Source organism: Sphingomonas cynarae (assembly GCF_039537815.1).
Taxonomy (GTDB): Bacteria; Pseudomonadota; Alphaproteobacteria; order Sphingomonadales; family Sphingomonadaceae; genus Sphingomonas; species Sphingomonas cynarae.
Genome location: NZ_BAABBF010000005.1, coordinates 180,469 through 203,467 on the forward strand (window position 1 = coordinate 180,469; position 22,999 = coordinate 203,467).

At 62.5% G+C, this 22,999-nt stretch carries 24 protein-coding genes and 1 pseudogene; 23 read left to right on the forward strand and 2 right to left on the reverse strand.

All coding sequences use genetic code 11. The features are described 5' to 3' along the window. Nucleotides 1-33 precede the first annotated feature (33 nt). From ABD719_RS11990 to hflX, 4 genes and pseudogenes are all read left to right on the forward strand, one after another. Complete coding sequence (locus ABD719_RS11990) at nt 34-2,283, forward strand: sensor histidine kinase (RefSeq protein ID WP_344693613.1); 2,250 nt, start codon at nt 34-36, stop codon at nt 2,281-2,283. 4 nt (nt 2,284-2,287) lie between these two features. Then, a complete protein-coding gene (ntrX, locus tag ABD719_RS11995) occupies nt 2,288-3,661 on the forward strand; it encodes a nitrogen assimilation response regulator NtrX (RefSeq protein ID WP_344693614.1) in 1,374 nt (457 codons plus the stop codon). 57 nt (nt 3,662-3,718) lie between these two features. Then, nucleotides 3,719-4,276: pseudogene (gene hfq / locus ABD719_RS12000) on the forward strand (RNA chaperone Hfq); the annotation flags it as partial. Then, nucleotides 4,273-5,565 (forward strand): GTPase HflX, encoded by a 1,293-nt coding sequence (hflX, locus tag ABD719_RS12005; RefSeq protein ID WP_344693615.1) that lies wholly within the window; start codon nt 4,273-4,275, stop codon nt 5,563-5,565. The pseudogene hfq and the gene hflX, both read left to right, overlap by 4 nt. Here hflX and mazG read toward each other — a convergent pair. Beyond that, entirely contained in the window at nt 5,546-6,313 is a 768-nt protein-coding gene (mazG, locus tag ABD719_RS12010) for a nucleoside triphosphate pyrophosphohydrolase (protein WP_344693616.1), read from the reverse strand. The two genes, hflX and mazG, sit on opposite strands and share 20 nt — an antisense overlap. A gap of 224 nt (nt 6,314-6,537) precedes the next feature. On the opposite strand from mazG, the gene ABD719_RS12015 reads away from it, so the two are divergent. The 19 genes from ABD719_RS12015 (at nt 6,538) to ABD719_RS12105 (ending at nt 20,220) form a co-directional block, all read left to right on the forward strand. Continuing rightward, a complete protein-coding gene (locus ABD719_RS12015; protein WP_192126854.1) occupies nt 6,538-6,750 on the forward strand; it encodes a cold-shock protein in 213 nt (70 codons plus the stop codon). 68 nt (nt 6,751-6,818) lie between these two features. Then, complete coding sequence (locus ABD719_RS12020) at nt 6,819-7,004, forward strand: hypothetical protein (protein ID WP_192127079.1); 186 nt, start codon at nt 6,819-6,821, stop codon at nt 7,002-7,004. Nucleotides 7,005-7,347: 343 nt separating this feature from the next. Continuing rightward, nucleotides 7,348-8,589, forward strand: a complete 1,242-nt coding sequence (locus ABD719_RS12025) for a tyrosine-type recombinase/integrase (protein WP_344693618.1) — start codon at nt 7,348-7,350, stop codon at nt 8,587-8,589. Then, nucleotides 8,586-9,269: a hypothetical protein gene (locus ABD719_RS12030; protein WP_344693619.1), complete on the forward strand. Its 684-nt coding sequence runs from the start codon at nt 8,586-8,588 to the stop codon at nt 9,267-9,269. Before ABD719_RS12025 ends, ABD719_RS12030 begins: the two co-directional genes overlap by 4 nt. A gap of 103 nt (nt 9,270-9,372) precedes the next feature. Continuing rightward, nucleotides 9,373-9,540 carry a helix-turn-helix domain-containing protein gene (locus ABD719_RS12035; RefSeq protein WP_344693620.1) on the forward strand — a complete coding sequence of 56 codons (168 nt, stop codon included), beginning with the start codon at nt 9,373-9,375 and terminating at the stop codon, nt 9,538-9,540. 208 nt (nt 9,541-9,748) lie between these two features. Continuing rightward, complete coding sequence (locus ABD719_RS12040) at nt 9,749-9,940, forward strand: hypothetical protein (RefSeq protein ID WP_344693621.1); 192 nt, start codon at nt 9,749-9,751, stop codon at nt 9,938-9,940. A 328-nt stretch (nt 9,941-10,268) separates the two neighbouring features. Beyond that, on the forward strand, nt 10,269-10,553 hold the full coding sequence (locus ABD719_RS12045) for a hypothetical protein (RefSeq protein WP_344693622.1): 285 nt from the start codon (nt 10,269-10,271) through the stop codon (nt 10,551-10,553). Further along, complete coding sequence (locus tag ABD719_RS12050; protein ID WP_344693623.1) at nt 10,553-11,470, forward strand: DUF7146 domain-containing protein; 918 nt, start codon at nt 10,553-10,555, stop codon at nt 11,468-11,470. The genes ABD719_RS12045 and ABD719_RS12050 overlap by 1 nt, the downstream gene beginning before the upstream one ends. After that, nucleotides 11,467-12,978 (forward strand): AAA family ATPase, encoded by a 1,512-nt coding sequence (locus ABD719_RS12055; RefSeq protein WP_344693624.1) that lies wholly within the window; start codon nt 11,467-11,469, stop codon nt 12,976-12,978. The genes ABD719_RS12050 and ABD719_RS12055 overlap by 4 nt, the downstream gene beginning before the upstream one ends. 14 nt (nt 12,979-12,992) lie before the next feature. Beyond that, complete coding sequence (locus ABD719_RS12060; protein WP_344693626.1) at nt 12,993-13,421, forward strand: hypothetical protein; 429 nt, start codon at nt 12,993-12,995, stop codon at nt 13,419-13,421. Further along, a complete protein-coding gene (locus ABD719_RS12065; protein ID WP_344693627.1) occupies nt 13,421-13,630 on the forward strand; it encodes a hypothetical protein in 210 nt (69 codons plus the stop codon). The genes ABD719_RS12060 and ABD719_RS12065 overlap by 1 nt, the downstream gene beginning before the upstream one ends. Beyond that, nucleotides 13,627-13,848 (forward strand): hypothetical protein, encoded by a 222-nt coding sequence (locus ABD719_RS12070; RefSeq protein WP_344693628.1) that lies wholly within the window; start codon nt 13,627-13,629, stop codon nt 13,846-13,848. Before ABD719_RS12065 ends, ABD719_RS12070 begins: the two co-directional genes overlap by 4 nt. After that, on the forward strand, nt 13,845-14,078 hold the full coding sequence (locus tag ABD719_RS12075; protein WP_344693629.1) for a hypothetical protein: 234 nt from the start codon (nt 13,845-13,847) through the stop codon (nt 14,076-14,078). Before ABD719_RS12070 ends, ABD719_RS12075 begins: the two co-directional genes overlap by 4 nt. A 9-nt stretch (nt 14,079-14,087) precedes the next feature. Beyond that, the gene (locus tag ABD719_RS12080; protein WP_344693631.1) at nt 14,088-14,267 is read left to right on the forward strand and encodes a hypothetical protein; all 180 of its coding nucleotides are present in this window, start codon (nt 14,088-14,090) and stop codon (nt 14,265-14,267) included. Nucleotides 14,268-14,335: 68 nt separating this feature from the next. After that, on the forward strand, nt 14,336-15,142 hold the full coding sequence (locus ABD719_RS12085; RefSeq protein WP_344693632.1) for a hypothetical protein: 807 nt from the start codon (nt 14,336-14,338) through the stop codon (nt 15,140-15,142). Nucleotides 15,143-15,323: 181 nt separating this feature from the next. Next, nucleotides 15,324-15,986, forward strand: coding sequence for a hypothetical protein (locus ABD719_RS12090; RefSeq protein WP_344693633.1), 663 nt, complete (start codon nt 15,324-15,326; stop codon nt 15,984-15,986). 3 nt (nt 15,987-15,989) lie between these two features. Next, the gene (locus ABD719_RS12095) at nt 15,990-16,766 is read left to right on the forward strand and encodes a hypothetical protein (RefSeq protein WP_344693634.1); all 777 of its coding nucleotides are present in this window, start codon (nt 15,990-15,992) and stop codon (nt 16,764-16,766) included. Between the two features lie 3 nt (nt 16,767-16,769). Next, entirely contained in the window at nt 16,770-19,937 is a 3,168-nt protein-coding gene (locus ABD719_RS12100) for a hypothetical protein (protein WP_344693635.1), read from the forward strand. Nucleotides 19,938-19,944: 7 nt separating this feature from the next. Beyond that, nucleotides 19,945-20,220, forward strand: a complete 276-nt coding sequence (locus ABD719_RS12105; protein WP_344693636.1) for a hypothetical protein — start codon at nt 19,945-19,947, stop codon at nt 20,218-20,220. A 94-nt stretch (nt 20,221-20,314) separates the two neighbouring features. Here ABD719_RS12105 and ABD719_RS12110 read toward each other — a convergent pair whose 3' ends face one another. After that, entirely contained in the window at nt 20,315-22,999 is a 2,685-nt protein-coding gene (locus tag ABD719_RS12110) for a tyrosine-type recombinase/integrase (RefSeq protein WP_344693637.1), read from the reverse strand.

Here is a 22,999-nt window from a genome sequence, read left to right on the forward strand (position 1 = left end):
AATGCAACAGCACAGGTTGTAGGGGTGGCGGCAATGACCGCCGCTCTGGCACCTTTCCAATCCGACACTGCCCCGGTCAGGCGCTTCACCGTCACGCCGGCGATCGAGGCATTGGTGCTGGTGGTTGCGATCGGGGTAGCCACCGGCAGCTATATGCTTCTGGCCGGGGCGGACGATCCGCAGCGACTGATTGCGCCACCTTTCGTGGCGCTGCTGCTGGTTGCCAATCTGGTGCCCGGCATCCTCCTGCTCATGTTGTTCGGCAGGCGGGTGGCACGGCGTCGTGCCGCACGGTCGCCAGTGGGAGGCGAGGGGCGGCTGCACGTCCGGCTGGTTGCATTGTTCTCGGTCGTGGCAGCGGTGCCGATGCTGCTCGTTACGATCTTCGCCTCGCTGCTGTTCCAATACGGTGTCCAGTTCTGGTATTCAGACCGGGCACGCGGCGTGTTCGAGAACGCGACGCAGCTGACCATGGCGTCCTACAACATGATCCTGGGGCGATGGGAGGATGCGACCGTCACGATGGCGGACGATCTGGCCTTCACGCTTAGGACCGATCCGATCGACAGCCCGGGGTTCAAGGCATATTTCGCGCGTCAGGTCTATTATCGCAGTCTGTCCGAAGGTGCCTTGTTCACGGTCGCATCGAATGGTGATGTCCAGACGCTGGCGATCGTCAATCCTTACGCGACCGATTTCGATAGCCAGATTACCCCGGCGTCGATCGCCAAACTGCGACGGGGGCAGCGCAGTCCAGTGATCGTCACGGGTGATCGCATTCAGATATTCACGCAGGTGCCGGGATCGCCGGACCTTTTCCTTTACGCGGCACGGGTCAGCAGCAACCCAGGTGAAATGACTGCACAAACAAAGCGAGCCATGGCCGCCCAGGCGGATTATCGGGCTCTGCTGGTTCGCGCGCGGTCGCTTCAGATACGCTTCAACGCAGCGTTGCTCATCATCTCGCTGTTGATCGTCGGAGTGGCCGTGTGGATTGCGCTGGCGGTGGCTGACCGGCTGGTGAGGCCGGTCGGCGAACTGGTCGATGCCGCACGCCGGGTGGCGAGCGGCGATCTGTCGGCGCGGGTGGCGAATACGCGCGAACGCGACGAGGTCGGCACGCTGGCCAACGCCTTCAACCTCATGACCGAACGGTTACAGGAACAGAATACCGCGCTGGTCACTGCCAACGACCAGCTCGAAAGCCGGCGAGCGTTGATCGAGGCGGTGATGGCGGGTGTATCGGCCGGGGTGATCGCAACCGGGCCGGATCGCGTCATCAGCATCGCCAATGCCTCGGCGATCCGGCTGCTCGGCGTCGATGGCGAGGGCATGGTCGGTCGCCGGCTGGCCGACGTCGCGCCCGAACTCGATGCCCTTGTCACGCCAGCCAAACGCGAGGCGGTGGTTCACGTGGGTGAGGGGACGCAGGCGCGCACGCTGGCGGTACGGCTCGCGAATACGGATCGCGGCCCGATTCTGACCTTCGACGACGTAACGCAGCAATTGTCTGATCAGCGCCGTGCGGCATGGGCCGATGTCGCCCGCCGCATCGCGCATGAAATCAAGAATCCGCTGACCCCGATCCAGCTTGCCGCGGAACGGCTTCAGCGTCGCTACGGTAGCAAGATCGAGGCAGACGATGGCACTTTCGCCCGGCTGACCGAAACGATCATCCGTCAGGTCGGCGACCTGCGCCGGATGGTTGATGAGTTCTCCTCTTTCGCTCGGATGCCCAAGCCCGTTTTCCAGAGGGAAGCATTGGCGGACACGGCGCGACAGGTGATGTTCCTCCATGAAGTAGCGCACCCCTCCATCCGCTTTGATATCCATGGCGACGATCCCGGCCCCAGCCTGGTATGCGACCGTCGCCAAATCGGGCAGGCGCTGACCAATATTATCAAGAACGCGGTGGAGGCGATCGAGGCGCGTGGCGCGGCTGAAGACGGGATCGTCACCCTGACTCTGGCCTCGGGCAGCGAACCTGGGCAGACGTGCATCGTCGTCACCGACAATGGCGTCGGCCTGCCCGCTGCGCGCGAACGCATCGTGGAACCTTACATGACGACGCGGGCGCGAGGCACCGGCCTTGGCCTCGCGATCGTCAAGAAAATCGTGGAAGAACATGGCGGGACGATCGCCTTTACCGACCGGCTCGGCGGCGGCACGGTGGTGACGATGACATTCGACGCCGCCCGGCTGGAAACGCTGGAGCAGGGCGACGACACGAGCGAGTCGGTCGGAGAGGACCAACTCGCCGCACTCACATCGAATCGGACATGAACTGATGCCTCTCGATATTCTGGTGGTCGATGACGAACAGGACATCCGCGAACTCGTTGCGGGGGTTCTGGAAGACGAGGGCTATGAAACCCGCGGTGCCGCCGATGCCGATGCGGCGCTGGAGGCGATCGCCACTCGCCGCCCGTCGCTGGCGCTGCTTGACGTGTGGTTGCAGGGATCGCGGCTGGACGGGCTGGAGTTGCTTGATGAGATCAAGCGGCGCGACCCATCGATTCCGGTCCTCGTCATCTCCGGCCATGGCAGTCTCGACACCGCGGTCGCCGCGATCCGCAAGGGTGCGGTCGATTTCATCGAAAAGCCATTCGAGGCCGAACGCCTGTTGCTGATGGTCGAGCGGGCGACGGAAACCGAGCGATTACGGCGCGAAGTCGCTGCGTTGCGTGCGGTGGCGGGACGCGATGCCGACCTGACCGGCAGTTCGGGCGCGATCAATGGCGTCCGTGCCACTCTGAAACGCGTCGCTGCCACCGGCAGCCGCGTATTGATCGTCGGCGCGGCCGGTAACGGCAAAGAGGTGGCGGCGCGCCTGCTTCACGGCTGGAGTTCGCGCGCGGCCGCCCCGTTCGTCATCGTCAGCGCTGCCAACATGACCCCCGAACGCGTCGAGGAGGAGCTGTTCGGTGTCGAGGAAGGCGGCGATCTGGTTCGGCCCGGCCTGCTCGAACAGGCACATGGCGGGACGCTCTTCCTCGACGAGATCGCGGACATGCCGATGGCCACGCAGGCGCGCATCCTGCGCGTGCTGACTGACCAGAGTTTCAGCCGTGTCGGTGGATCGCGGGTGGTAAAGGTGGATGTCCGCGTCGTCTCCGCCACCGCGCGCGATTTGGCCGAGGAAATCGCGGCGGGCCGGTTCCGCGAGGACCTGTATTACAGGCTTAACGTGGTGCCGGTGGTAATCCCGAAGCTGGCGGACCGGCGTGAGGATATCCCACCGCTGGTCCAGCATTTCCTTGCTTATTATGCCGGCGAACGGCGTGTGCCCACACCAGAAATCGCGCCTGATGCGATGGTGGCACTGCAAAGCTATGAATGGCCGGGTAACGTCCGTCAGTTGCGCAACGTGGTGGAACGGACAATCATCATGGCGCCGGGTGACCGGGTGGGGCGGATCGAGCTCGATCTCCTGCCCGCCGAAGTGCTGGGCGGAAACGTAGGCGGCGATCGCGGTACTACGGCGATCATGGGAACGCCGTTGCGCGAGGCACGTGAAAGTTTCGAGCGCGATTATCTGCGGGTCCAGATCAGGCGCTTTTCCGGCAATATCTCGCGTACCGCCAGCTTCATCGGCATGGAGCGATCGGCCTTGCACCGTAAGCTGAAGCTGCTGGGGATTACCGAAACCCGCGACGAATGATCGTCGCGCGGGTGGACGCCCGGGGCACGGCACCCTAGATTGTGACGGTCGCCCTGCCGGGCGGCGCTCCGACGCCGGGAAACGGCGCATCGTGGATTACCATCCGCCAATAAAAGGGCTGTAGCAATGGCCGAAAAGCAGACATCCTTGCAGGATCTTTTCCTGAACGCGCTGCGGCGCTCGAAGACACCGGTGACCATGTTCCTGGTCAAGGGCGTGAAGCTACAGGGCATCGTGACGTGGTTTGATAATTTTTCCGTACTATTGCGCCGCGATGGTCAATCGCAGTTGATATACAAGCACGCTATCTCGACCATCATGCCCGGTGGCACGTTCGACGCCAATGCGGTGATCGACGCGGTCGGCGAACAGCAGCGTAAAACGCCGCTGTTGCAGGAGCTATTCCTGAACGCGGTTCGCAAGTCCGAGGACAGCGTGACGATGTTCCTCATCAACGGTGTGATGCTGCAGGGCCAGATCGCGGGTTTCGACCTGTTCTGCATGTTGTTGCAGCGCGAGGGTATGGTGCAGCTCGTCTACAAGCATGCCGTTTCTACCATCCAGCCGGCGCGACCACTGAATCTGGCCGAGGAACAGGGATCAATTGAAGATTGAGCACCGGATTTGAACGCGATCGTGACGAATTTGCCCGTGGCGCACGGGCAATCGTCGTGCTGCCCGATCGGGGCGATTCGTCCCGCGACGCGGACGCCCGTCTAGAGGAGAGCGCCGGGCTGGCAGCAGCGATCGGCGTGGACGTGGTCGACCGCGTGGCCTTGCGCGTCCGCCAGCCACGTGCGGCGACCCTGATCGGCAGTGGTCAGATGGAAGAACTGGCGACGCGGGTGCGGATGGAAGAGGCGACCCTGGTCGTCGTCGATGCTGCGCTGTCGCCGATCCAGCAGCGCAATCTGGAAACCGGGCTGGAAGCCAAGGTGATCGACCGTACCGGTCTGATCCTCGAAATCTTTGGGGAACGGGCCGCAACGGCCGAGGGGCGGTTGCAGGTCGAACTAGCTCACCTCGACTATCAGGCGGGACGGCTGGTGCGCAGCTGGACCCATCTCGAGCGTCAGCGCGGTGGCTTCGGCTTTCTCGGCGGCCCCGGTGAAACCCAGATTGAGGCGGATCGTCGACTGATCCGTGATCGCATGGCACGATTGCGCCGTGAACTGGAGCAGGTGTCGCGTACCCGCGGCCTCCATCGCGAGCGACGCCAGCGGGCACCCTGGCCCGTGATCGCGCTGGTCGGTTACACCAATGCCGGTAAATCGACGCTGTTCAACCGGTTGACCGGCGCAACCGTGATGGCCGAAGATTTGCTGTTCGCGACACTGGACCCGACGCTGCGGCAGATTTCGCTGCCGGGACTGGACAAGGCGATCCTGTCCGACACGGTCGGTTTCGTGTCCGATCTGCCGACCCAATTGGTTGCCGCGTTCAAGGCGACGTTGGAGGAGGTGGTGTCTGCAGATCTGCTGATCCATGTTCGCGATATCGCCCATCCCGATACCGAGGCACAGCGTGCCGATGTCGAGACGGTGCTGGCCGAAATCGGGGTGTCAGAGGCCACACCCCGGTTCGAGGTGTGGAACAAGCTTGATCTGCTCCAAGACGGGCACCGTGAAGCAATGCTGGCCGAGGCGGACCGGCGTGACGGGGTAAAACTGATCTCGGCACTGACGGGGGAGGGGATTGACGATCTGATCGCCTCCGTCGCGGGCCGGCTGACCCAGGGCCATCGTCGGTACACCATCGCTCTTCCCGCCGGCGACGGCGCGGGTGCGGCATGGCTGCACGCACATGGCGAGGTGATCGGTCATCATCAGGATGGCGATGACGAGGTTTATGACGTGCGCCTGGACGAGGGTGATTACGGTCGCTTCATCCGACGCTTCGTTTAGCCTCCTGCCATCGTTCCTCTTTGGTCGTCAGGTCCAGTCCGGCAAAACCGGGTCCGGCCTGACGTTCCATTTCTGCGAAGCGCCGCTCGAATTTGGCGTTCGCGCGGCGTAACGCGGCCTCCGCATCGATCCCCAGATGACGCGACCAGTTGACGATGCTGAACAGCAGGTCGCCGATCTCGTCGGCACGCTCCGCATCGTTTGCCTCGGCCACTTCGATCAGTTCCTCGTCGATCTTCATGCGAGGGCCGGTGGCGTCGGGCCAATCGAACCCGACGCGTGCGGCGCGCTTCTGAAGCTTCTCTGCCCGTTGCAGGGCAGGCAGGCCAAGCGCGACACCTGCCAGCGCACCAGCGGTTTCCTTTTTCCGTGATCGCTCAGCTGCCTTGATCGCTTCCCAGTTGGGACGTTCGGCCGCAGCCCCGAATATGTGAGGATGTCGACGCTCCATCTTATCGGCGATCGACGTGGCGACATCGTCGAAGCCGAACAGGCCTGCCTCTTCCGCTATGCGGCTCTGGAACACCACCTGGAACAGCAGGTCGCCGAGTTCGTCGCGAACCGAGTCTGGATCGCCGTGTTCGATCGCGTCCGCGACCTCGTACGCTTCTTCGATCGTATAGGGAGCGATCGTCTCCCAACGCTGCGCCAGGTCCCAGTCACAACCACTCAAGGGATCGCGTAGACGCGCCATGATTGCAAGCAGCCGGGCGAGTGGCGGACGGGCAGGGGCGATAGGATCAGTCATGATATCGTCTTGCCCGCACATCATCGACGATGGCAACCGCGCGGCCCGCGATCGTCCGTGGTCACGATGGCTTACAATTCCGGGGCACTTGGCCTATATGGGTGATGCTACAGTCGCATATCGACGGTCTACGGCGCCATGCGGCACCTTCTTCCTTCTTTCCCTGCCTCCCACGCGACCCCGCGTCCGGCAGTCGGATGCGGGCCGACAAGAAGGAAGTTTCCATGAGCCAGACCGGCACCGTCAAGTTCTTCAATGCCGACAAGGGCTATGGCTTCATCGCACCGGACAATGGCGGCACCGACGCCTTCGTCCACATCTCGGCCGTCGAACGCGCCGGCATGATCACGCTGAACCAGAACCAGCGGGTCGGTTACGAGCTGGAAGAGGATCGTCGCGGCAAGATGGCCGCGGTCAATCTGCAGCCCGCCGATTGATTCGACGTTGCGGCGGCTCCTGACGGAGCCGCCGTTTTCGTATCGTCTCTATCGTCCAGGAGTTGCCCTTGTCCGAAGCCGCCATCTTTCGTGCTCGCGCTGAGCAGGAACTCGCCAACGCTGCCACTGCGACGCTGAGCAACGTTCGCGATCGTGCCGAACGCTCCGCCAAGGCCTGGGGTGAAATGGCTGACCGCGCCGAACGTACCGTTGCTCTGCGTGAAAGTCGCGAAGCCGCCCGCGTCGTCGTTTAGCTAAACGATCCACACTTCATATACCCACTGTCCGGCAATGTTATTTGCCGGACGGGTAGGTGTGCTGCTAAAATTTCTGACTATTTCTGCGATAACGCAAGACCAATTCGGCCCTGTCAACGATCGCGTTTGCTCGGCGAAATGCCAATACCTATTCGCCGTGGAGCGAATTCTTCCCGAATGGTGGAGCCGAGGGATACCTAACTCCGCACCGCTGACGTTCGCTGGCGACCGCGCCACCGTCAGAAACCGCCATTTTCCGCCAGTTTCATTCCGCTGACGTTCGTTGAACATCGCTGACAACCGCGATAGTGTGTGGGACACATTGCGGGACGTGTAGCGCATGGGCAAGCTCTCGGTGGCCAAGGTAAAGTCTGCATCACCAGGACGGCATCCGGACGGCGATGGCCTGTACCTGATCGTCCGGGATACAGGCTCACGCCAGTGGCTGCTGCGTATCCAGTCTGATGGCAAGCGACGGGACCTCGGTCTCGGCACCGCTGAGACAGCCGACCGATCTCCAGAGACGAGAGCCGCATCTGCCAAGATCGCAGCCGTCGATCGCAAGTCGCTGACGCTGGCGGAAGCCCGCGAGAAGGCGGACGCGTACCGCCGCATGATCAAGGCCGGCATCGATCCGGTCGAGGAGCGGAAGAAGGCGGCACCCTCTACGCCGACGTTCGAGATCGCGACGCGCGCCTGCCACGAGGAAATGAAGGCGGGTTGGCGCAACGACAAGCACACCAAGGTGTGGCTGGCCTGCATGGAAACCCACGTCTTCCCCGTGATCGGTGACAAGGCCGTCGACGCGGTGGACAGCGTAACCGTACGCGATCTGCTCGCCCCTATCTGGCTGGAGAAGCAGGAAACGTCCCGGCGCATCCTTCAGCGGATTGGGGTGGTCCTCGACTTCGCCCACATCAAAGGATGGCGGCCGACCGAGACGACCCTGAAATCGGTGAGGAAGGGGCTGCCGCGCCACAAGCGTGATGACAGTCATTTCAATGCGATGCCGTATCAGAACGTGCCGGCCTTCCTCGCCAAGCTGCGGGCCGAGACGGAAACCGCAGGCCGTGAGGCATTGGCCTTCACCATCCTCACCGCTGTGCGATCGAACGAAACCCGGTTCGCCAGGTGGCCGGAGATCGACATGCGAACTGCGACGTGGACCATCCCTGGGGAGCGCATGAAGACGGGCGTCACGCACATCGTCCCCCTGGCATCGGCGGCAATCGCCATTCTCGAGCGGCGATGGGAAGGCCGCACGGAGAACGACGGACTGGTGTTCTTCTCGTCACCGAAGAAGCCGATGTCCGACATGACAATGACGAAGGCACTGCGCACGCTGGGCTACAAGGAGGCACACGTGCACGGATTTCGCAGCACGTTCACGGACTGGGCGGCGGAAACGACCAGCACGCCGAAAGAGGTGGTCGACAAGGCGCTGGCCCATAAGCTGCCCGACAAGGTCGAAGCGGCGTACCGCCGGACCGACTTCTTCGAACGACGCCGCGTCCTAATGGCGTCATGGGCGGATTATTTGGAGGGGGCCAAGAGCGATACCCGACCGGTGAAGCCGGCATGACCACGACCATCGGCGACCTGCTTGCCAATGTTATCCTGCATCGTGACGCCGCTTTGGCGACGGAGGATCAAGGCGAACGTCAGCAGCTAGCATTGGACGTGGTGCAGGAAGCTCTGATGGCCATGCATAAGCTGCTGGGCAAAGATCTCCTGACAGCAGCGCTCGGAGACGTGGACGAAACGGATCGGATAGCGTTGCTGGAGACGGCTGCGCGTCGGCTGCATGTCTTGTCGAGCGTTTTTGGGATGATGCCCGTGGATGCCGCAGGACCGTTCGCAATCGCAGAAGAGGCATGGGCGGTTGCACACGGCGATGCCCCGCTCATGTTCGCACGGATCACCGGCCAGAAGGTGAAACATCGCGTACTGAAAGCTAAGTTGGAAGCCTTAGCATGGGATGCCTATCTCGAAGGGCTAGGGCTGGCGCCCGGCGATCGGCACGCGCGTATCGGGAAGGCGTTCGGTACGGACTGGTCCACCATTGAGAAGTGGAGGCAGCGAGACGTTTGGGCTGCAATGAGCGCTGTTAACATCAAGTATGTAATCGATTTAGCGCGAAGCGAGGGCTGGCGTAAAGTGCCCCGGTGGAAGCTGCTGGGAAACACTGATTGGGAGGCCGCATTGATATCCGACGGACGGCGGTACCTAGAGATCCTCGCGCACAACAAGGGCAATCGGTGAACGCCATCCGACAAAAGTTACTACTCTTGTCTGTACCGCTCAAGCGTAAGATCGATATTTGAAGTGTTGCCCGCCGGCATTCCCCGGCATTCGGGAGGCAACAATGGACCCGATTACCGTCACCATCGAGAATGCGAAAAGCGCGCTCGGCATCGGACACACCACAATCTACCGGTTGATCAACGAAGGCGCGTTGAAGACCGTAAAAATTGGTCGCCGGACATTGATCAAGACGGATAGCATTCGTGCGCTCGTCGACGAAGCTGCGTGATCGACCATGGCTCCAATAAAGGGCGCGCTTCGGCCCAAATGTGAAGCACCCCGCGCGGTCCTGGCAGACCGGCGGGGCACCACGAATTACATCCGCAGCAACACTACTCCAGATAGCACCAAGGCCCTCCGGCTGCAACGCCTGCGCCTAATCGGCATCATCGGATTACGTGCCGAAATACTGGCGGCGTTGGCCTGGGAGACGTCGCATGGCTGATCCCCGCAACTGGTCGACGATCTTCCCATTGCCTCCGCATTTGGCCGCGCTTCAGATGCTGGTGAACCGTTGCTCTAGTCCCGAAGCCCGCAAGGAACTGATCGTCACTGCTGGAGCCTGCGAGGCGATCGGCAGGACCGAAGGCTTCGTCATGGTCACGGCCAATCAGCTGGAGACGGCGTGATGGGCGCTCGTATCTATCCCGCTGCCGCGTGGATGCAGGCGCGGTACCACCGGGCATCGGTGGGCAAGGCGCCGCGACTGTCCATCGCCCGCGTGATGCTTCTCCGTCAGATCGACGCCGAACGCTGGACCGTCGCGGTGCACGTGAAGCGGCATGGTGTCTGGGGGAAACCAGAGTGGCTTACTGGTCCCGTACCTTATCTGCAGGCGAGGCGCGTCGTAGCGGATGCGTGGCGGCAATGCCCGCTACCTATCGGGTGGGCGTACCGGGGCGAGAAGCGCATGCGCCCCTTCCACTTCGGGCACAGTGAACCGGTGGCGGTGCAATCATGAGCGGTGTCGTTCTATCGTTCCCGCTGCCGTCGCGGCCGTACGCCGGCACGGTCTGTATCATGGGCGACAAGGCAACCGGTTTCGAAGTTGGTCACGAAAGCGCCTCAGGCAACAGCTGGGGCAGCTTCGTTGGACCATTCCGGCGCGGCCAGGACGCGATCGCCGCAGCGTTCGCACTCAACCGTGATGTCTATTTCGGCGGGTGTGACGTGTCGATCTGCGAGCCAGCCCTGCGCGACCGTGACCTGACTCATTTCATACACCAGCAGGAGGGCTTCTGATGAAGATCGATCTCGATGTCATCCGCGCCAATCACCCGATCCCGTCAGTCGTGACGTCGGCAGTGGCCCTGAAGCGGTCGGGCAACGAACTGGCAGGCCTTTGCCCGCTCCATCAGGAAAAAGGCCCTTCCTTCTATGTGTACGCCAATGGGCAGCGCTTTCACTGCTTCGGCTGCGGCGCTGGCGGTGACGTCCTCGACCTCGTGATGGCGATGCACCGTGTCGGCCTGCGTGAGGCGGCTGACATGATCACTGGCGGCAACCTGCCCGTTATGACCGGTCCGCCGGTGGTGCGGGTCCGGCAGGACACCGACAGCGATCGCGACACCATCGGTGAAGCCCGGTCCATCTGGGACGGCGGCATCGCCGTGGTCGGCACACCCGCTGAAGCATATCTACGCCGCCGCGGTATCGTCATGGAGCTGCCGCCTTGCCTGCGCTTCTCCCGTATCCGCTATGGATCGCGCGGTGTCCTGCACCCGACGCTGATCTGCGCGATCACGGGGCCGGGCGGTGACCTCGTCGGCATTCAGCGCACCTACCTGACCCAGGACGGCGGCAAGGCGGGGTTCAACAAGGTGAAGCTGTCGCTTGGCCGAGTCCGCGGCGGTGCGATCCACCTTGGTCCTGCAGCCGCCAGCATGATCGTCACCGAGGGGCTGGAGGACGGCCTCACCCTGATGCAGGCTCTTGGCCGATCGGTATGGGTTGCGGCGGGCACGTCGATGCTGCCGGCGATGGTGTTCCCCGACACCGTGAGCGAGATCGTCATCGGCGCTGATGGCGATGCGCCCGGTGAGACGGCGGCGCGGAAGGCGGCGGCTGCATTCGCTGCCACTGGCCGGGCTGTCCGGATCATGCGCCCGACGCCGCCGCATAAAGATTTCAACGCCGAGTTGATGGACAGGCAGTCATGACGGCGCCGGCATTCCAGGCCCGCTACAACGATGCGCGCCCGTTCTCGCCGGTGCAGCCGGTACAAGGCAATCCAGCCCCTGAGCCGGTAACCGTCGTCGCCACACCCTACGTCTGGAGGGACCCGACGACCATCAAGCCGCGTGAATGGGTTTACGGCCGGTCGATCCAGCGCGGCCATCTGCGTGCCGTCGTTGCGCAGGGGGCGGCCGGCAAGACCATTCTGAGCGTGGGTGAGGCGCTCGCGATGACGACCGGCCGCAACCTGCTGGGGCAGGAAGTCCCGGATGGCCCGAAGCGGGTGTGGCTGTGGAATCTGGAGGACGACGCGGAGGAGCTGTCCCGGATCATTCAGGCCGCCTGCAAGCACTGGGGGATCAGTGCGGCTGACATTGGCGGCCGGCTGTTCGTCGATAGCGCACTGGATGGCGCCATCCTGAAACTGGCGACCTCGACCGCTGCCCAGGGGTTCATGATCAACCGGCCGCTGGTCGATGCCCTGACAGACGAGATGAAGGGGCGGGGGATCGATTACCTGCATGTCGACCCGTTCGTATCGTCCCATGCCGCGAACGAGAGCGACAACATGGAAGTCGACGCGATCGCCAAGGAATGGGCCTTGGTCGGCAAGAACGCCAACGCCGGGATCGGGCTGGCCCACCACGTCAGCAAGGCCGGCGCCGCTGAAGCGACTGCGCTTTCTGCTCGTGGTGCGGTGGCGCTGATCAACGCATGCCGGTCGGTGCTCGTGCTCAACCGCATGGGTGAGGATGAGGCGAAGCGGTACGGCATCGAGGAGGAACGCCGACGCCGGTATTTCCGTACCTATGACGACAAGAACAACCGTGCCCCGCCGTCCGATGCCTCCGACTGGTTTCAGATGGTCAGCATCAGCCTCGGCAATGGCGTGGACGACGATGGCGACAACATGGGCGTCGTCATTCCGTGGTCGCCGCCGGACGCCTTCGAGAACGTCACCGCTGATCATCTGTACCGGGTACAGTGCGCCGTGGATCAGGCGATCGACGTGCGCTTCGATGCCCAGGCCAAGGAATGGGTGGGCAAGATTGTCGCCAACGTCCTGAACCTGAACCCCGACAGCGATGCCAAGGGTGACCGCGCCAAGATCAACGCCCTGCTGCGCACCTGGTTCGCCAACGGCGCCCTGATCAAGGTCGAAGGCAAGGACAAGAAGAGCAACCCGCGGACCTTCGTCGAGGTGGGCGAATGGGCGCTTCAGGGTGTCGCCCCCACCTCTACAGGTGGGGTGAGGACGGGTGTGGAAGGTGGGGAGCCTACAATTCCCCACCCCACCTTCCCCCCTATAGGGGAAGGGGTGGGGAAGGGTGGCTCGAAGGCTAGAAACGCAGGTGGGGAAAATCAGGGTGGGGAAGCGACTGCTTCAACCCGCCGGACGGCCTTCCCCGCCGGCAACCCCGCATTTTGTCCGATCCTTGCCCCAGGCGAGACCGGCGACGAGCCCCTTCCCAGCGACTTCGATGACATCTGAACAGCGAGATCGACATGACGACACCACGTAACCCCCGCGCAAATACGCGCGGCAAGCCATTCGAGCTTGGGAACCCCGGCAAGCCCCGCGGTGCCCGGAGTCGTGCGACGATCGCGGCAGAGGCGTTGTTGAACGGGGAAGCTGAGGGCCTGACCCGCAAGGCGGTCGAGATGGCATTGGAGGGCGACACGGTAGCGTTGCGCCTCTGCCTCGAACGTCTGGTCCCGCCCCGCAAGGATTCCCCGATCACCATCGACTTGCCGCCGATCACGTCCGCCGCGGATGTCGTCGGCGCCTCCGCTGCGGTGCTGACTGCCGTCGCGGCAGGAGAGATCAGCCCGGACGAGGCGGGCCGGGTCATGGCGCTGCTGACCGCCCACAAGAACATCGTCGAAACCGGGGATTTGGAACGCCGGATCGCCGCACTGGAGGAACAGAACTGATGCGCACGATCTCGAACAGACTGAACCGACTGGAGGAACGGCGCGGAAGTCACGACCAGCGCCGCAGCCAGATCGAGGAAGACGCCGCCTTCGTGATGGCGAAAATCACCTCGCTGGCTGCTAGCGGGCATCGTCTCGACGCCGGTGACCGTGCCCGGTGGGATGCATGGAGCACACGCCACTTCCTCGAAACGAGGTACGCAGCATGACCCGCGCAGCAATGACGCAGCGGCTCGGCCGGCTGGAAGACGCCGCTGGTGGTACCATCCCGCTGTACCTGCGCCGGTGGCTGGGCGAACCACTGACCGCCGACGAGCAGGTGCAGGCAGATGCCGAGTGGCAGCATGCCCAGGCCAGCTTCCCTGATCTGTCTCGGCTCACTCCTGCGATGAGCGCGTGGCTGGCAGAACGCGGAGCGACCACATGACCTTGCAGTCTCGCCTCACCCGTCTTGAGCAAAATGGCATACCGGATTTGCTGAGCGATCACGAACGTGAAGCCGCGACCGAGCGCTATGCCGACACCTACCATGCGGCGGCCGGCGCTTTCCCAGCCGCGATCAATCCTGACCGATATCGCTATGCCATCGAAACCACCCGCAATCCGGGCCAGCAGCGGCTCCTCGCCTGCATGCTGCCCGGCGACGACGACATCTAGGAGATTACCATGAATATCGAACGCCGCGTTAACCGCCTGGAAGCCGCCAAGCCTGAGCATGCCGTATCCGCCAGGGTCGTGTTCACGAACAACGGCAGTCAGATGCCTGACGTCGTGCCGCCGCTCCGACCGAATGAGATGCTGATCGCCGTGAATTTTGTCAGCGCAGGCCAGATACTGCGTGTCTGAAACGATTGCTAAGTGCGGCCAGCGTCTGGCATGTTCCTAGCCGATTGATCTGTGAAAATACGCGAAGAATGGCACATATTGTGGACACCCCGGACGTAACAAAGCAAGGCGCTTTTTTGCCTCGTATGGCAGCTTTAGCAGCCATATTTGCTGGTGTTATAAATATTATCGGCACCGCAGCCTTATTAAGAGGGTGGCTTATAGATATTGGTATGCGATACTATGACGGTATGAGTATCAAATTTAATCTACCAAGAGGTGTTTTTCTACCGAGTGAGGGTAGGCTTCTGCAAACAGGATATTCAAGAGTCGCCGCCACGTTAGGAGAGGCTACGGCAGTTGTTATTATTTCGCTACTATCTCTGTTTTCTATATGCTCAATTCTATATCTTACTAATTTGTTTTTAGGAGGTTCATCGAAGCAACGGGAAATAACTTTTTCATATAAATATATACCTGACCATTTTTCTGGATTTACCTACAAGATAGTTGTAATATTTATTTCTGTCACTGCCATACTCTCAATCATTGCAGGCGCCAAGCTGGCACACGTATTGTTTTATCAGGCACCCAAGTGCGCCTACCAGTTTGGTGAATTTGTCAGTGATGGTTATTTAAGAGATTTGCAAACTCCTGGGTGCCCAAAATGCCAATTATTTGGTAATAAAAATATTCGTGGAATTGCGGTATTTGCAGATAACAAATCTCTACTCATTGGAACAATAGGGCCTGGGTTAACTCGGGTACCGTTAGATAACATTATCATTAGTCCACAAAGAACGTCTAACATTTCTGAAAAGGCTTCATCAATTAAGCCCAATTCTGATTTTAAATGCGTATTGAATCGTGATGCCGCTTCCGAGTCGCCGCAATAAATAAGAAGATTTGCGCACTATTGACTAAGACCAATAGCATAAGACGGAATGTTTCGGCGGGCATTAAGTGCGCGGGTACCGACGCAGAAATCTGTTGCCTTATATAATATGCTATAATAAGTAATCGGGGTCCGCGTATCGCGCCTCCGGCAACGCTCCAAGATTTGTCTGGAGCCTAGCTGTGAGCTTTATCGGCAACGCAATTGGCAGCATCGTCGGTGGCATCACTGGCGCGAAGCAATCTGCCAAAGGCGCGCAACAGGCCGCCCAGACCCAAGCTACAGCCGCCGATCGCGCAATAGCGGAACAGCGTGACGCGCGGCTCAGCGCCGAGCAGCTTCAGAACCCGTACGTTCAGGCCGGGCAGTCCTCGCTTGCGCAGCAGATGAGCCTCATTGGATTGAATGGTTCGGCTGGCCAGCAGCAGGCGCTTAATGCGCTCCTGACCAGCCCCGAATACTCAACGACAGTACGGCAGAGCGAAGAGGCGATCCTGCAGAACGCCGCCGCGACTGGCGGCCTCAGGGGTGGCAACGTCCAGAACAGCCTCGCGAACAACCGCGCCGACATCTTCAGCAACCTGCTGAGCCAGCAATATGCCCGCCTCGGTGGCGTCACCTCGCTCGGTCAGAATGCGGCTGCCGGCGTCGGCAACAATGGCCTCCAGGTGGCGTCAAATATCGGCGGGCTGCTGAGCCAGCAGGGTGCGGCACTTGCCGGGGGCCAGATCGCCAAGGGCAACATGGTCACCCAGAACCTGAGCAACATCGCCCAGATCGCCGGTACCGTGATCGGCGCAACGGGCGGGCGCGGTGCGGCGCCGGCCCCAACCATCGGATTTTGAGGAGTGGAGATCGATATGGGACCCAACAACTATGTCGCGCTTCAGTCGCAGCTTGACCTGACCCCGCTGCGGCAGGGTTTGCAGATGCGGAACAACAACCGGCTCCAGCAGGCAGAAGTGCAGCAGCGCGACCTAGTGGCACAACTGGCCCGCGACAAATTCGAGGCCGATCATGAAAAGGATGCTGAATACCTGCGCGACGTGGAGGCATGGAAGGCCGGCGGCGGTCAACCCGATGGATTGCGTGACCTGGCCCTACGCCATCCGGAGCAATCCGAACGCCTGCTAAAGGCTGGTGACAGCTACACCTCGGGCCAGAAAAACGCCATGATCCAAACAGGGTTCGGGACGCTGGGGGCCTTGGCGGCTGGCAACATCGAGCTTGCGGTCCGGACACTTTCCGAACGGTCGGAAGCCCTGACCCGCGCGCGCATCGATAACTCGCATACCAAGGCCGCGTTGGACATGATCCGCGCGGGCAACGTGGACGGCGCCCGCACCTATCTGTCCTATGCCATGTCGGGACTGGTCGGTGCGGACGATGCCGCCCGGATCATGGGCGAGTTGGGCATCGGCAAGCGCGCCGAAAACGACGATCGCCGCCTCGACCTTGCGGACCGGCAGGCAGTCGTTGCGGAGCGGCGGCTGGATGAAAGCGAGCGGCACAACCGACGGCAAGAGGGCCTGAGCGCCGCCGCCGGTGCCCGCGCCGAACGCAAGGCCCGGTCCGGCGGCAAGGCCGCTGGCACCAAACTCCCCTCCGGCTTCGTGTTGGATTAAGCCATGTCCGATTTCGCAGAAGGCCAGACGGCCACGAACCCCGCCACCGGCGCCAAGCTGGTCTATCGCGGCGGTGGCTGGCACAACGCCACCGCCGCCGACAACACCAGCACCGACACCATCGTCAAGGCGCTGGTCGACGGGCGCATGTCGTTCCCCACCGACAGCCGCGCGCTGAATAAGCCCTACTGGCAGAACCTGCTGACGAAGGTGTCCGAACGCGATCCGACCTTCGACACCATCGACTACAAGGCCCGTGCCCGCACCCGGCAGGATTTCACATCGGGCAAGTCGGTGCAGAACATCACGTCGTTCAACACGCTGCTCCATCACATCGGCACGCTTCAGAAGGCGGCCGACGATCTCGACAATTTCGGTGGTATCGCCACCCCCCTCAACGCGCCGTCGAACTACCTGCTGGAAAGCGGCGGCAGTGCTCGTCCGACCAATTTCCGGCAGGCCAAGCTGGCAGTGGTCGGTGAGGCGGTGCGCGCGTTCCGCGGTGTGGGTGGTGCCCGCGGTGATATCGAAGAAGCCGTAGACGCGATCCCAGAGAACGGTTCGCCTGAGCAGATTCGCGGATCGATCAAGACGCTGGCGAGCCTGCTGGAGGGCCGGATCAAATCGCTCGGCGAGCAATACGGCGCCGGCATGGGCAAGACCAGCAACGGCATCAACCTGCTGGATGATGACGCGCGCAAGACTCTGGCGCAGTTGGGCATTGGCCAGCCGGAAGACGGCGACAGCACGGCGGCGGCTGGTCCTGGAGCAGGCACTCCGCCCGCCGGGCCGAACGGCGCGCCGCCGACCTTCGACGGCAGCACCACCGAATTGGTGCGCGGCGATCAAGCGGGGGGACAGCCCGCGGCAGATTATACCCCTGAACAGCGCGCCGCCATTGCCGCCGTCGCGCGCACCGGCACGGGCGAGCATCTCAAGGCGCTGCTGGCCTCATTCGGTCGTTCGTTTACCGGCACGGAAGACGAGCTGGCCAAGGCGCTGGCGTTCTACCGGGATCCGAAGAATGCATCGCGCCCGGTCAATCTACCCGCCCCCTCCAATGCCGTGGTGCTGAACGACGCCGAGAAGCAGGAGGTGGCGCAGTTCGTGGAGGGGTCCGACGCTGCCGGGGCCGGTATGGCGGGCGTTGCCAATGGCGCGACGCTATCGTTTCTGGACGAAACTGGCGCCGCCGCTGAGGCAGCATTTGGGTCCGGCGAGGGGTCGTTTGTCGATCGCTACGGCCGTCGGCTGGCGGTCAACCGCGCCAAGCTGGGCGGGCTGCGCGAGGATAACGGCGCAGCGTTCGTGGCCGGCGAGGTGTTGGGGTCGCTGCCGTTGGGGTTCGGTCAGTTCGCCAACGGTCAGGCGGCCGCGCGGGCTGCTGGGGTTGCGGCAATGCGCGGCGGCGCGACCGGGGCGGAGGCGCGCGTGATCGCCAACCGGGTGCTGGCGGCACGCAACGCGATCGAGGGGGCGGGGCTGTCCGGCGCTTATGGCGCTGGCGCTGCTGATGGCGGCATCGGCGACCGGCTTGCATCCGGCGCAATCGGCGCTGTCGCTGGCGGGCTTACGGCCGGCGCTGTGACGCTGGGCGGTGGCCGGTTTGCGCGCGCCATGGCGGCACGTCGCGGCGGCGCGGCAACAGCGGCCCCAACGGAGGCGCAGCTATTCGGCGAGGCGGCACAGCGTCGCGGCGTCGACTATCTCCCTGCTGACGTGCCGGGGGCGAACGCGACCCGCATGGCGTCCGGCGTCGCCCATATGTCGCTGGCGGGACTGCCCATGTCGGACGCGGCAACCCGTGCCCTTGCGTCCGCGAAGCGCGCCAAAGACGTGGTGGCGGACAGCATCGGCGTCGTGGGCGACGTGACGCAGGCGGGGCAGGCAGCTCAGCGGGGCGCCAAGTCGTTCGTCACCACCACCGAAGCGAGGGCGAACAACCTCTATGAGGCGATCCCGATCGGCAGCACGACGGATGCCACGATTGCCAACACGCGTAACACGCTGGCCGATCTGACGGCGGGATTGGAAAGCAATCCGGAATTATCCGCGCTGGTGGACGATCCGCGGCTAAAAGCATTCGAGGCGGCTTTCGCGGGTCGGACCGAGACGGTGCCCACCGGCCTGCTGGATGCGGCCGGCACCCCCGTCACGCAGCAGGTACAGCGCGGCGGCTCGTTGTCGTGGCAGGACCTGAAGGCCTTCCGGACTTATATCGGCGAGCGGCTGGGCGGCCCTCAGCTTCAATCCGACACGTCGCGCAATGCGCTGAAGGCGCTCTACGGATCGCTGAGTACGGACATGGAAGCCACGGCGGCGGCGCAGGGGCCGAACGCCCTGAAAGCCTTCCGTCGGGCGAACAGCTATTACCGCGGCAGGCAGAACCGCATCGAAGGCGTGCTGGCCGCCGTTCTTGGTGACGACCTCGCCAAGTCGCCTGATGCTGCCTATCGGGCCATGGAGGCGCTGGCATCGAAGCGTGGCGGCGATACGATCAAGTATGCCCGCCTGATGCGCTCGCTGCCGGATGACGACGCCAATATGATCCGCGCCACCGCTCTGGACCGGCTCGGGCTCGCCAGCGCCGGAAAGCAGGATGTAACCCAGCAGGTCTATTCGCCCGCTGAATTCATGACGCAGTGGTCGAAGCTGAGCGAGCGGGCCAAGGCCTCCCTGTTCACGGGGGAGCATCGCGAGGCGGTGAATGATCTGGTCCGGATTGCCGACGGCATGAAGGGATCGACCAAGTACGCCAATACCTCCAAAACCTCGCTGGGGTACAATGCCCTCGCGACGCTTGGGACGTTCTGGACGAACCCGCTGCTGGGCATCGTATCCCCTGCCGGCCAGCTTGCGGTCGGCAAGCTGCTATCGAGCCGCCGTGTCGCGCAATGGTTGGCACGGGCACCGAAAAAGCCAAACCTGCCCGCGCGCAAGCAGCACGTTGCCGCGCTATCGGCGATCGCCCGCGCCGAGCCTGCTATCGCTAATGATGTACTCGCTCTGCAAAGCCGGCTGCTGGATGCGTTCGGGCAGGGTGCGGCTGGATCGATGCCGGCACGAATCGCAGCTGAGGAAACCCCGGACGAACCCGGTGATCCCGCCAATGTAGTTGATCGGCAATATTCCGAGGGCGCAACCGCCAACCAGCGGCTTCAGCCACGATGAGGTACGTATGATCGATATGCTCCCACCCGGCCTAACTTCGGATTTCTTCAGGCGCATGCTCCATCTGTCGATCAACGACCGGGAACACACCCTGGATAATATCGTCGCTATCGTTGGCGTCGGTGGCGAGCAAGAGGCGGCGCGGGTCGCGGTCGATCTGGTCATGCCGCTTGGGCAGGAACACCTCCTGGACACCGTGGAGGGCCAGTGTTCGCTGATGGAGCGGGCTTTCGCAATCCTCATGGCTGTTGCGATGCCCCCGCCTTCGCTGGCGGTGCACTGACCGATCAGCAAGCTATCATCTCGGCGGCCCCGGACAGTTAACCGTATATCTTCCATCGGCGCCGCACCAATATAGCTGGCAGCTGACTTAGCGCTCAAAGGGTGCTTGTAAGCGGGCGACGCGCATCGAGATCGATAGCCAGGATCAGCAATGCCATACGACACGCTTGCGCCGCTAGGATGGGTCGCTCGACGCCAACGGGACGGAACCGGACAACGAGTGACCCCCGCCACCCTGACCGACCGGCAAGGCGGGGCCGAACTGTGCGATCGATCATAAAACGATGAATGTCCTCCGACGTCATCCCATGGCCATGCACGCTGGTGAGCGATAGCTCGACTTCCTGCATAGCGAAGCCCATCACGCCGACGAGGAGGCTGACGAACGCCTGAGCATCCTGCAGCCGAGGTAGGCGAATGTCGGCATATCCACGCTGCCAGCGAGTGATGACCTGGTTCAGTGCGACCCGTTCGGCTCGATGCAAATTGCGGGACAGGTGCAGACGGCGGTCGATCATCTGCCGAAGCTCGTTCGACGTGGGTAGCACGGTCACGATCCCGATCGTGGTCGGTAACAATCGTCCTGCACTCGTCCGCCAGCGCTCAACCATTCTGGTCGAAGATTCGTCAGTCGAGACCAGCGCTGGTGTCATGACGGCAGCTTCGATAGCCCGCCACGGGACCCCATAGCTGCGGTCGCAGTGAACGACTTGCCGCTTTCGTTCCTTCCGCTGCTTTTCCTCGACTGCCTTCTGGGCGGAGGCTTGGAAACCACGAGGCTCAGCTTTCGTCACATCTGCTGCCAGATCGCGGGCAAGCTGCCGTGACAGCCTGCTGAACGCCGAGGCGTACAGCCGGGCATCCGCTATCTTTCGGGCGGCATGTGGAGACCACAGGGTGACATCGGCACCGGTCGGCCGAACATGGGTGTCACCGGCGATCACGGGGAAGGGGGGCCGCACCCTCGACAATGCCTTACGACGTGCCTCAGCGCTGACGCCCGTCGCAGCGAGCAGGCGTGCTTCTTCGATCGGCACGAGCGATACGTGGCGGTTGCACAGGATGCCGAGGGACATGTCGAGCAGGTGACAGTAAGATCGCAACGTGGTGCGGGGCCCGGTGTGCCCCATGAGCTGGCTGACCGCATGCAGCGCACCAGCGCCGAGGCGACCATGTCCAAGCAGTCGATCTGCAACGCGTTCGAAGCGTAGAGGCGAGATCACTGCTCTGAGGGCCCGCGGAACGACCGCGCCCTCAACCTCGGCCGGCAGTAACAGCGTGGCCAGCAAATATGACGCGAAGCTGTGCCGTAGGTGACCTGGCTTTATGTTGGATGACCCGATGATCTCGATCAGGCACTGCCCAATCCCCTTGGTGACATTCTTTTCGGCGGGTGGCGATAGCGCCGTTGCGCGGCCGAACAGCCATGCTTCAACGCCGAACCGGCTGGCAGCCTTTCGCTCGCGGACACGGTCGAGCAATAGCTGACGCTCGTCATGTTCAAGCAGCACATCCAGCGGCAGTATCCGGCGGCTCGTCTTGGTCTTCAGCGATCGAGCAGGATTCGTCTCGACGACCAATTCGATGTGGTGGTCGGATACGTTCACGTCACCAACCCGCAGGGCGGCGGCCTCGGCTACCCTCAGGCCAGCCCGGTACATCAGCGTCAGCATCAGCGCGAGATCGGCTTTACCTTGCTGGCGAAGGGCCCGTGATGCGCGCGTATAGTCCTCGGGAAGGAGCAGATCGGGCGCAGTCTGGTCCTCTCCCGCGTATTCATCCAGGTCGATATCTAATGCCTCGGCCGACCCCACAGCACGTCGAAACCGCAAGAATGATATGACCGCCTTGACGCCATCCACGCGGCGGCGTCCTTCCGTCTGATCGAGATACCTGATAATCGCTGTTTCCAGTTCCGCTACTGGCGCTTCGATTGGTGCGACTGATGTCCACTCTGCAAAGAGCAGGATCAGGGCATTTAGATATCTGGCCACCGTATCGGGGGAGTACCCGATCGAATGGCGCCCCCGCTTTTCGCGCTCCAAGACATAGACGCACCATTCGCGCAGGCACTGCTCCAGTGGGCGATGCTGTGGCGGCAGGCGTTTAATAGCGAGGACGGCTGCTGCCTTTCGTACGACCTTCGCTTCACGCCCAGCCTGATAATCGCGTTCTCGAACCGTCAATGCCGCAAGCTCGCCATCAAGCGATCGACGTAATGGCGGTTTCGGATACTTCGTCTCGGCAACGGTGGGCGATGGCATGTCAACCACAGGCCGGTGACAACCGTACAGCGCCCTTTCCCATGTCGGGCGCGGCACGGACTCGCTGGGGATCTCACCCTTGGCGAACGCAAGCATCAACCCCGGCAGGCGGAATGCCCAGGCATTGCGAGCGGAACGTAGAAACTTGCCGCTCAGAATGTCATGGGCCTCGTCGCCTCCGACGGAGAGGAGCATGCATTCGGCAGCCGGTGTTCGACCGTCGTAGATCAATCCGTCCCGGTGCCACCTGGCGATCAGGATTTTGGTGAGGGGATCAGCGAACCACCGTCGTCCCAATGTACTGGATTTCTCCTCGGTACGCGGCGGTTGCATATCAACGGCAAGGATCTGGCCCTCGATCGATATCGACGATTGAACACCCATCGACCAAGCATGCCACCACGTTGGGTCAAGCAATCCGCCATGACGGACCGCCGACCACAGCATTTCGCCCATTCGGCGTTCGACTTCGATGCAGCCTCGCTCCGCGGTTTCGGCAACGATGGTCCCCATCAT

What these genes read in the sequence shown, in the direction of transcription:
- ABD719_RS11990 (WP_344693613.1), top strand. Translation starts at nt 34, where the DNA reads ATGACCGCCGCTCTGGCACCTTTCCAATCCGACACTGCCCCGGTCAGG.
- ntrX (WP_344693614.1), top strand. Translation starts at nt 2,288, where the DNA reads ATGCCTCTCGATATTCTGGTGGTCGATGACGAACAGGACATCCGCGAA.
- mazG (WP_344693616.1), bottom strand. Translation starts at nt 6,313, where the DNA reads ATGACTGATCCTATCGCCCCTGCCCGTCCGCCACTCGCCCGGCTGCTT.
- ABD719_RS12015 (WP_192126854.1), top strand. Translation starts at nt 6,538, where the DNA reads ATGAGCCAGACCGGCACCGTCAAGTTCTTCAATGCCGACAAGGGCTAT.
- ABD719_RS12025 (WP_344693618.1), top strand. Translation starts at nt 7,348, where the DNA reads ATGGGCAAGCTCTCGGTGGCCAAGGTAAAGTCTGCATCACCAGGACGG.
- ABD719_RS12030 (WP_344693619.1), top strand. Translation starts at nt 8,586, where the DNA reads ATGACCACGACCATCGGCGACCTGCTTGCCAATGTTATCCTGCATCGT.
- ABD719_RS12035 (WP_344693620.1), top strand. Translation starts at nt 9,373, where the DNA reads ATGGACCCGATTACCGTCACCATCGAGAATGCGAAAAGCGCGCTCGGC.
- ABD719_RS12040 (WP_344693621.1), top strand. Translation starts at nt 9,749, where the DNA reads ATGGCTGATCCCCGCAACTGGTCGACGATCTTCCCATTGCCTCCGCAT.
- ABD719_RS12045 (WP_344693622.1), top strand. Translation starts at nt 10,269, where the DNA reads ATGAGCGGTGTCGTTCTATCGTTCCCGCTGCCGTCGCGGCCGTACGCC.
- ABD719_RS12050 (WP_344693623.1), top strand. Translation starts at nt 10,553, where the DNA reads ATGAAGATCGATCTCGATGTCATCCGCGCCAATCACCCGATCCCGTCA.
- ABD719_RS12055 (WP_344693624.1), top strand. Translation starts at nt 11,467, where the DNA reads ATGACGGCGCCGGCATTCCAGGCCCGCTACAACGATGCGCGCCCGTTC.
- ABD719_RS12060 (WP_344693626.1), top strand. Translation starts at nt 12,993, where the DNA reads ATGACGACACCACGTAACCCCCGCGCAAATACGCGCGGCAAGCCATTC.
- ABD719_RS12065 (WP_344693627.1), top strand. Translation starts at nt 13,421, where the DNA reads ATGCGCACGATCTCGAACAGACTGAACCGACTGGAGGAACGGCGCGGA.
- ABD719_RS12070 (WP_344693628.1), top strand. Translation starts at nt 13,627, where the DNA reads ATGACCCGCGCAGCAATGACGCAGCGGCTCGGCCGGCTGGAAGACGCC.
- ABD719_RS12075 (WP_344693629.1), top strand. Translation starts at nt 13,845, where the DNA reads ATGACCTTGCAGTCTCGCCTCACCCGTCTTGAGCAAAATGGCATACCG.
- ABD719_RS12080 (WP_344693631.1), top strand. Translation starts at nt 14,088, where the DNA reads ATGAATATCGAACGCCGCGTTAACCGCCTGGAAGCCGCCAAGCCTGAG.
- ABD719_RS12085 (WP_344693632.1), top strand. Translation starts at nt 14,336, where the DNA reads ATGGCACATATTGTGGACACCCCGGACGTAACAAAGCAAGGCGCTTTT.
- ABD719_RS12100 (WP_344693635.1), top strand. Translation starts at nt 16,770, where the DNA reads ATGTCCGATTTCGCAGAAGGCCAGACGGCCACGAACCCCGCCACCGGC.
- ABD719_RS12105 (WP_344693636.1), top strand. Translation starts at nt 19,945, where the DNA reads ATGATCGATATGCTCCCACCCGGCCTAACTTCGGATTTCTTCAGGCGC.
- ABD719_RS12110 (WP_344693637.1), bottom strand. Translation starts at nt 22,999, where the DNA reads ATGATGGGGACCATCGTTGCCGAAACCGCGGAGCGAGGCTGCATCGAA.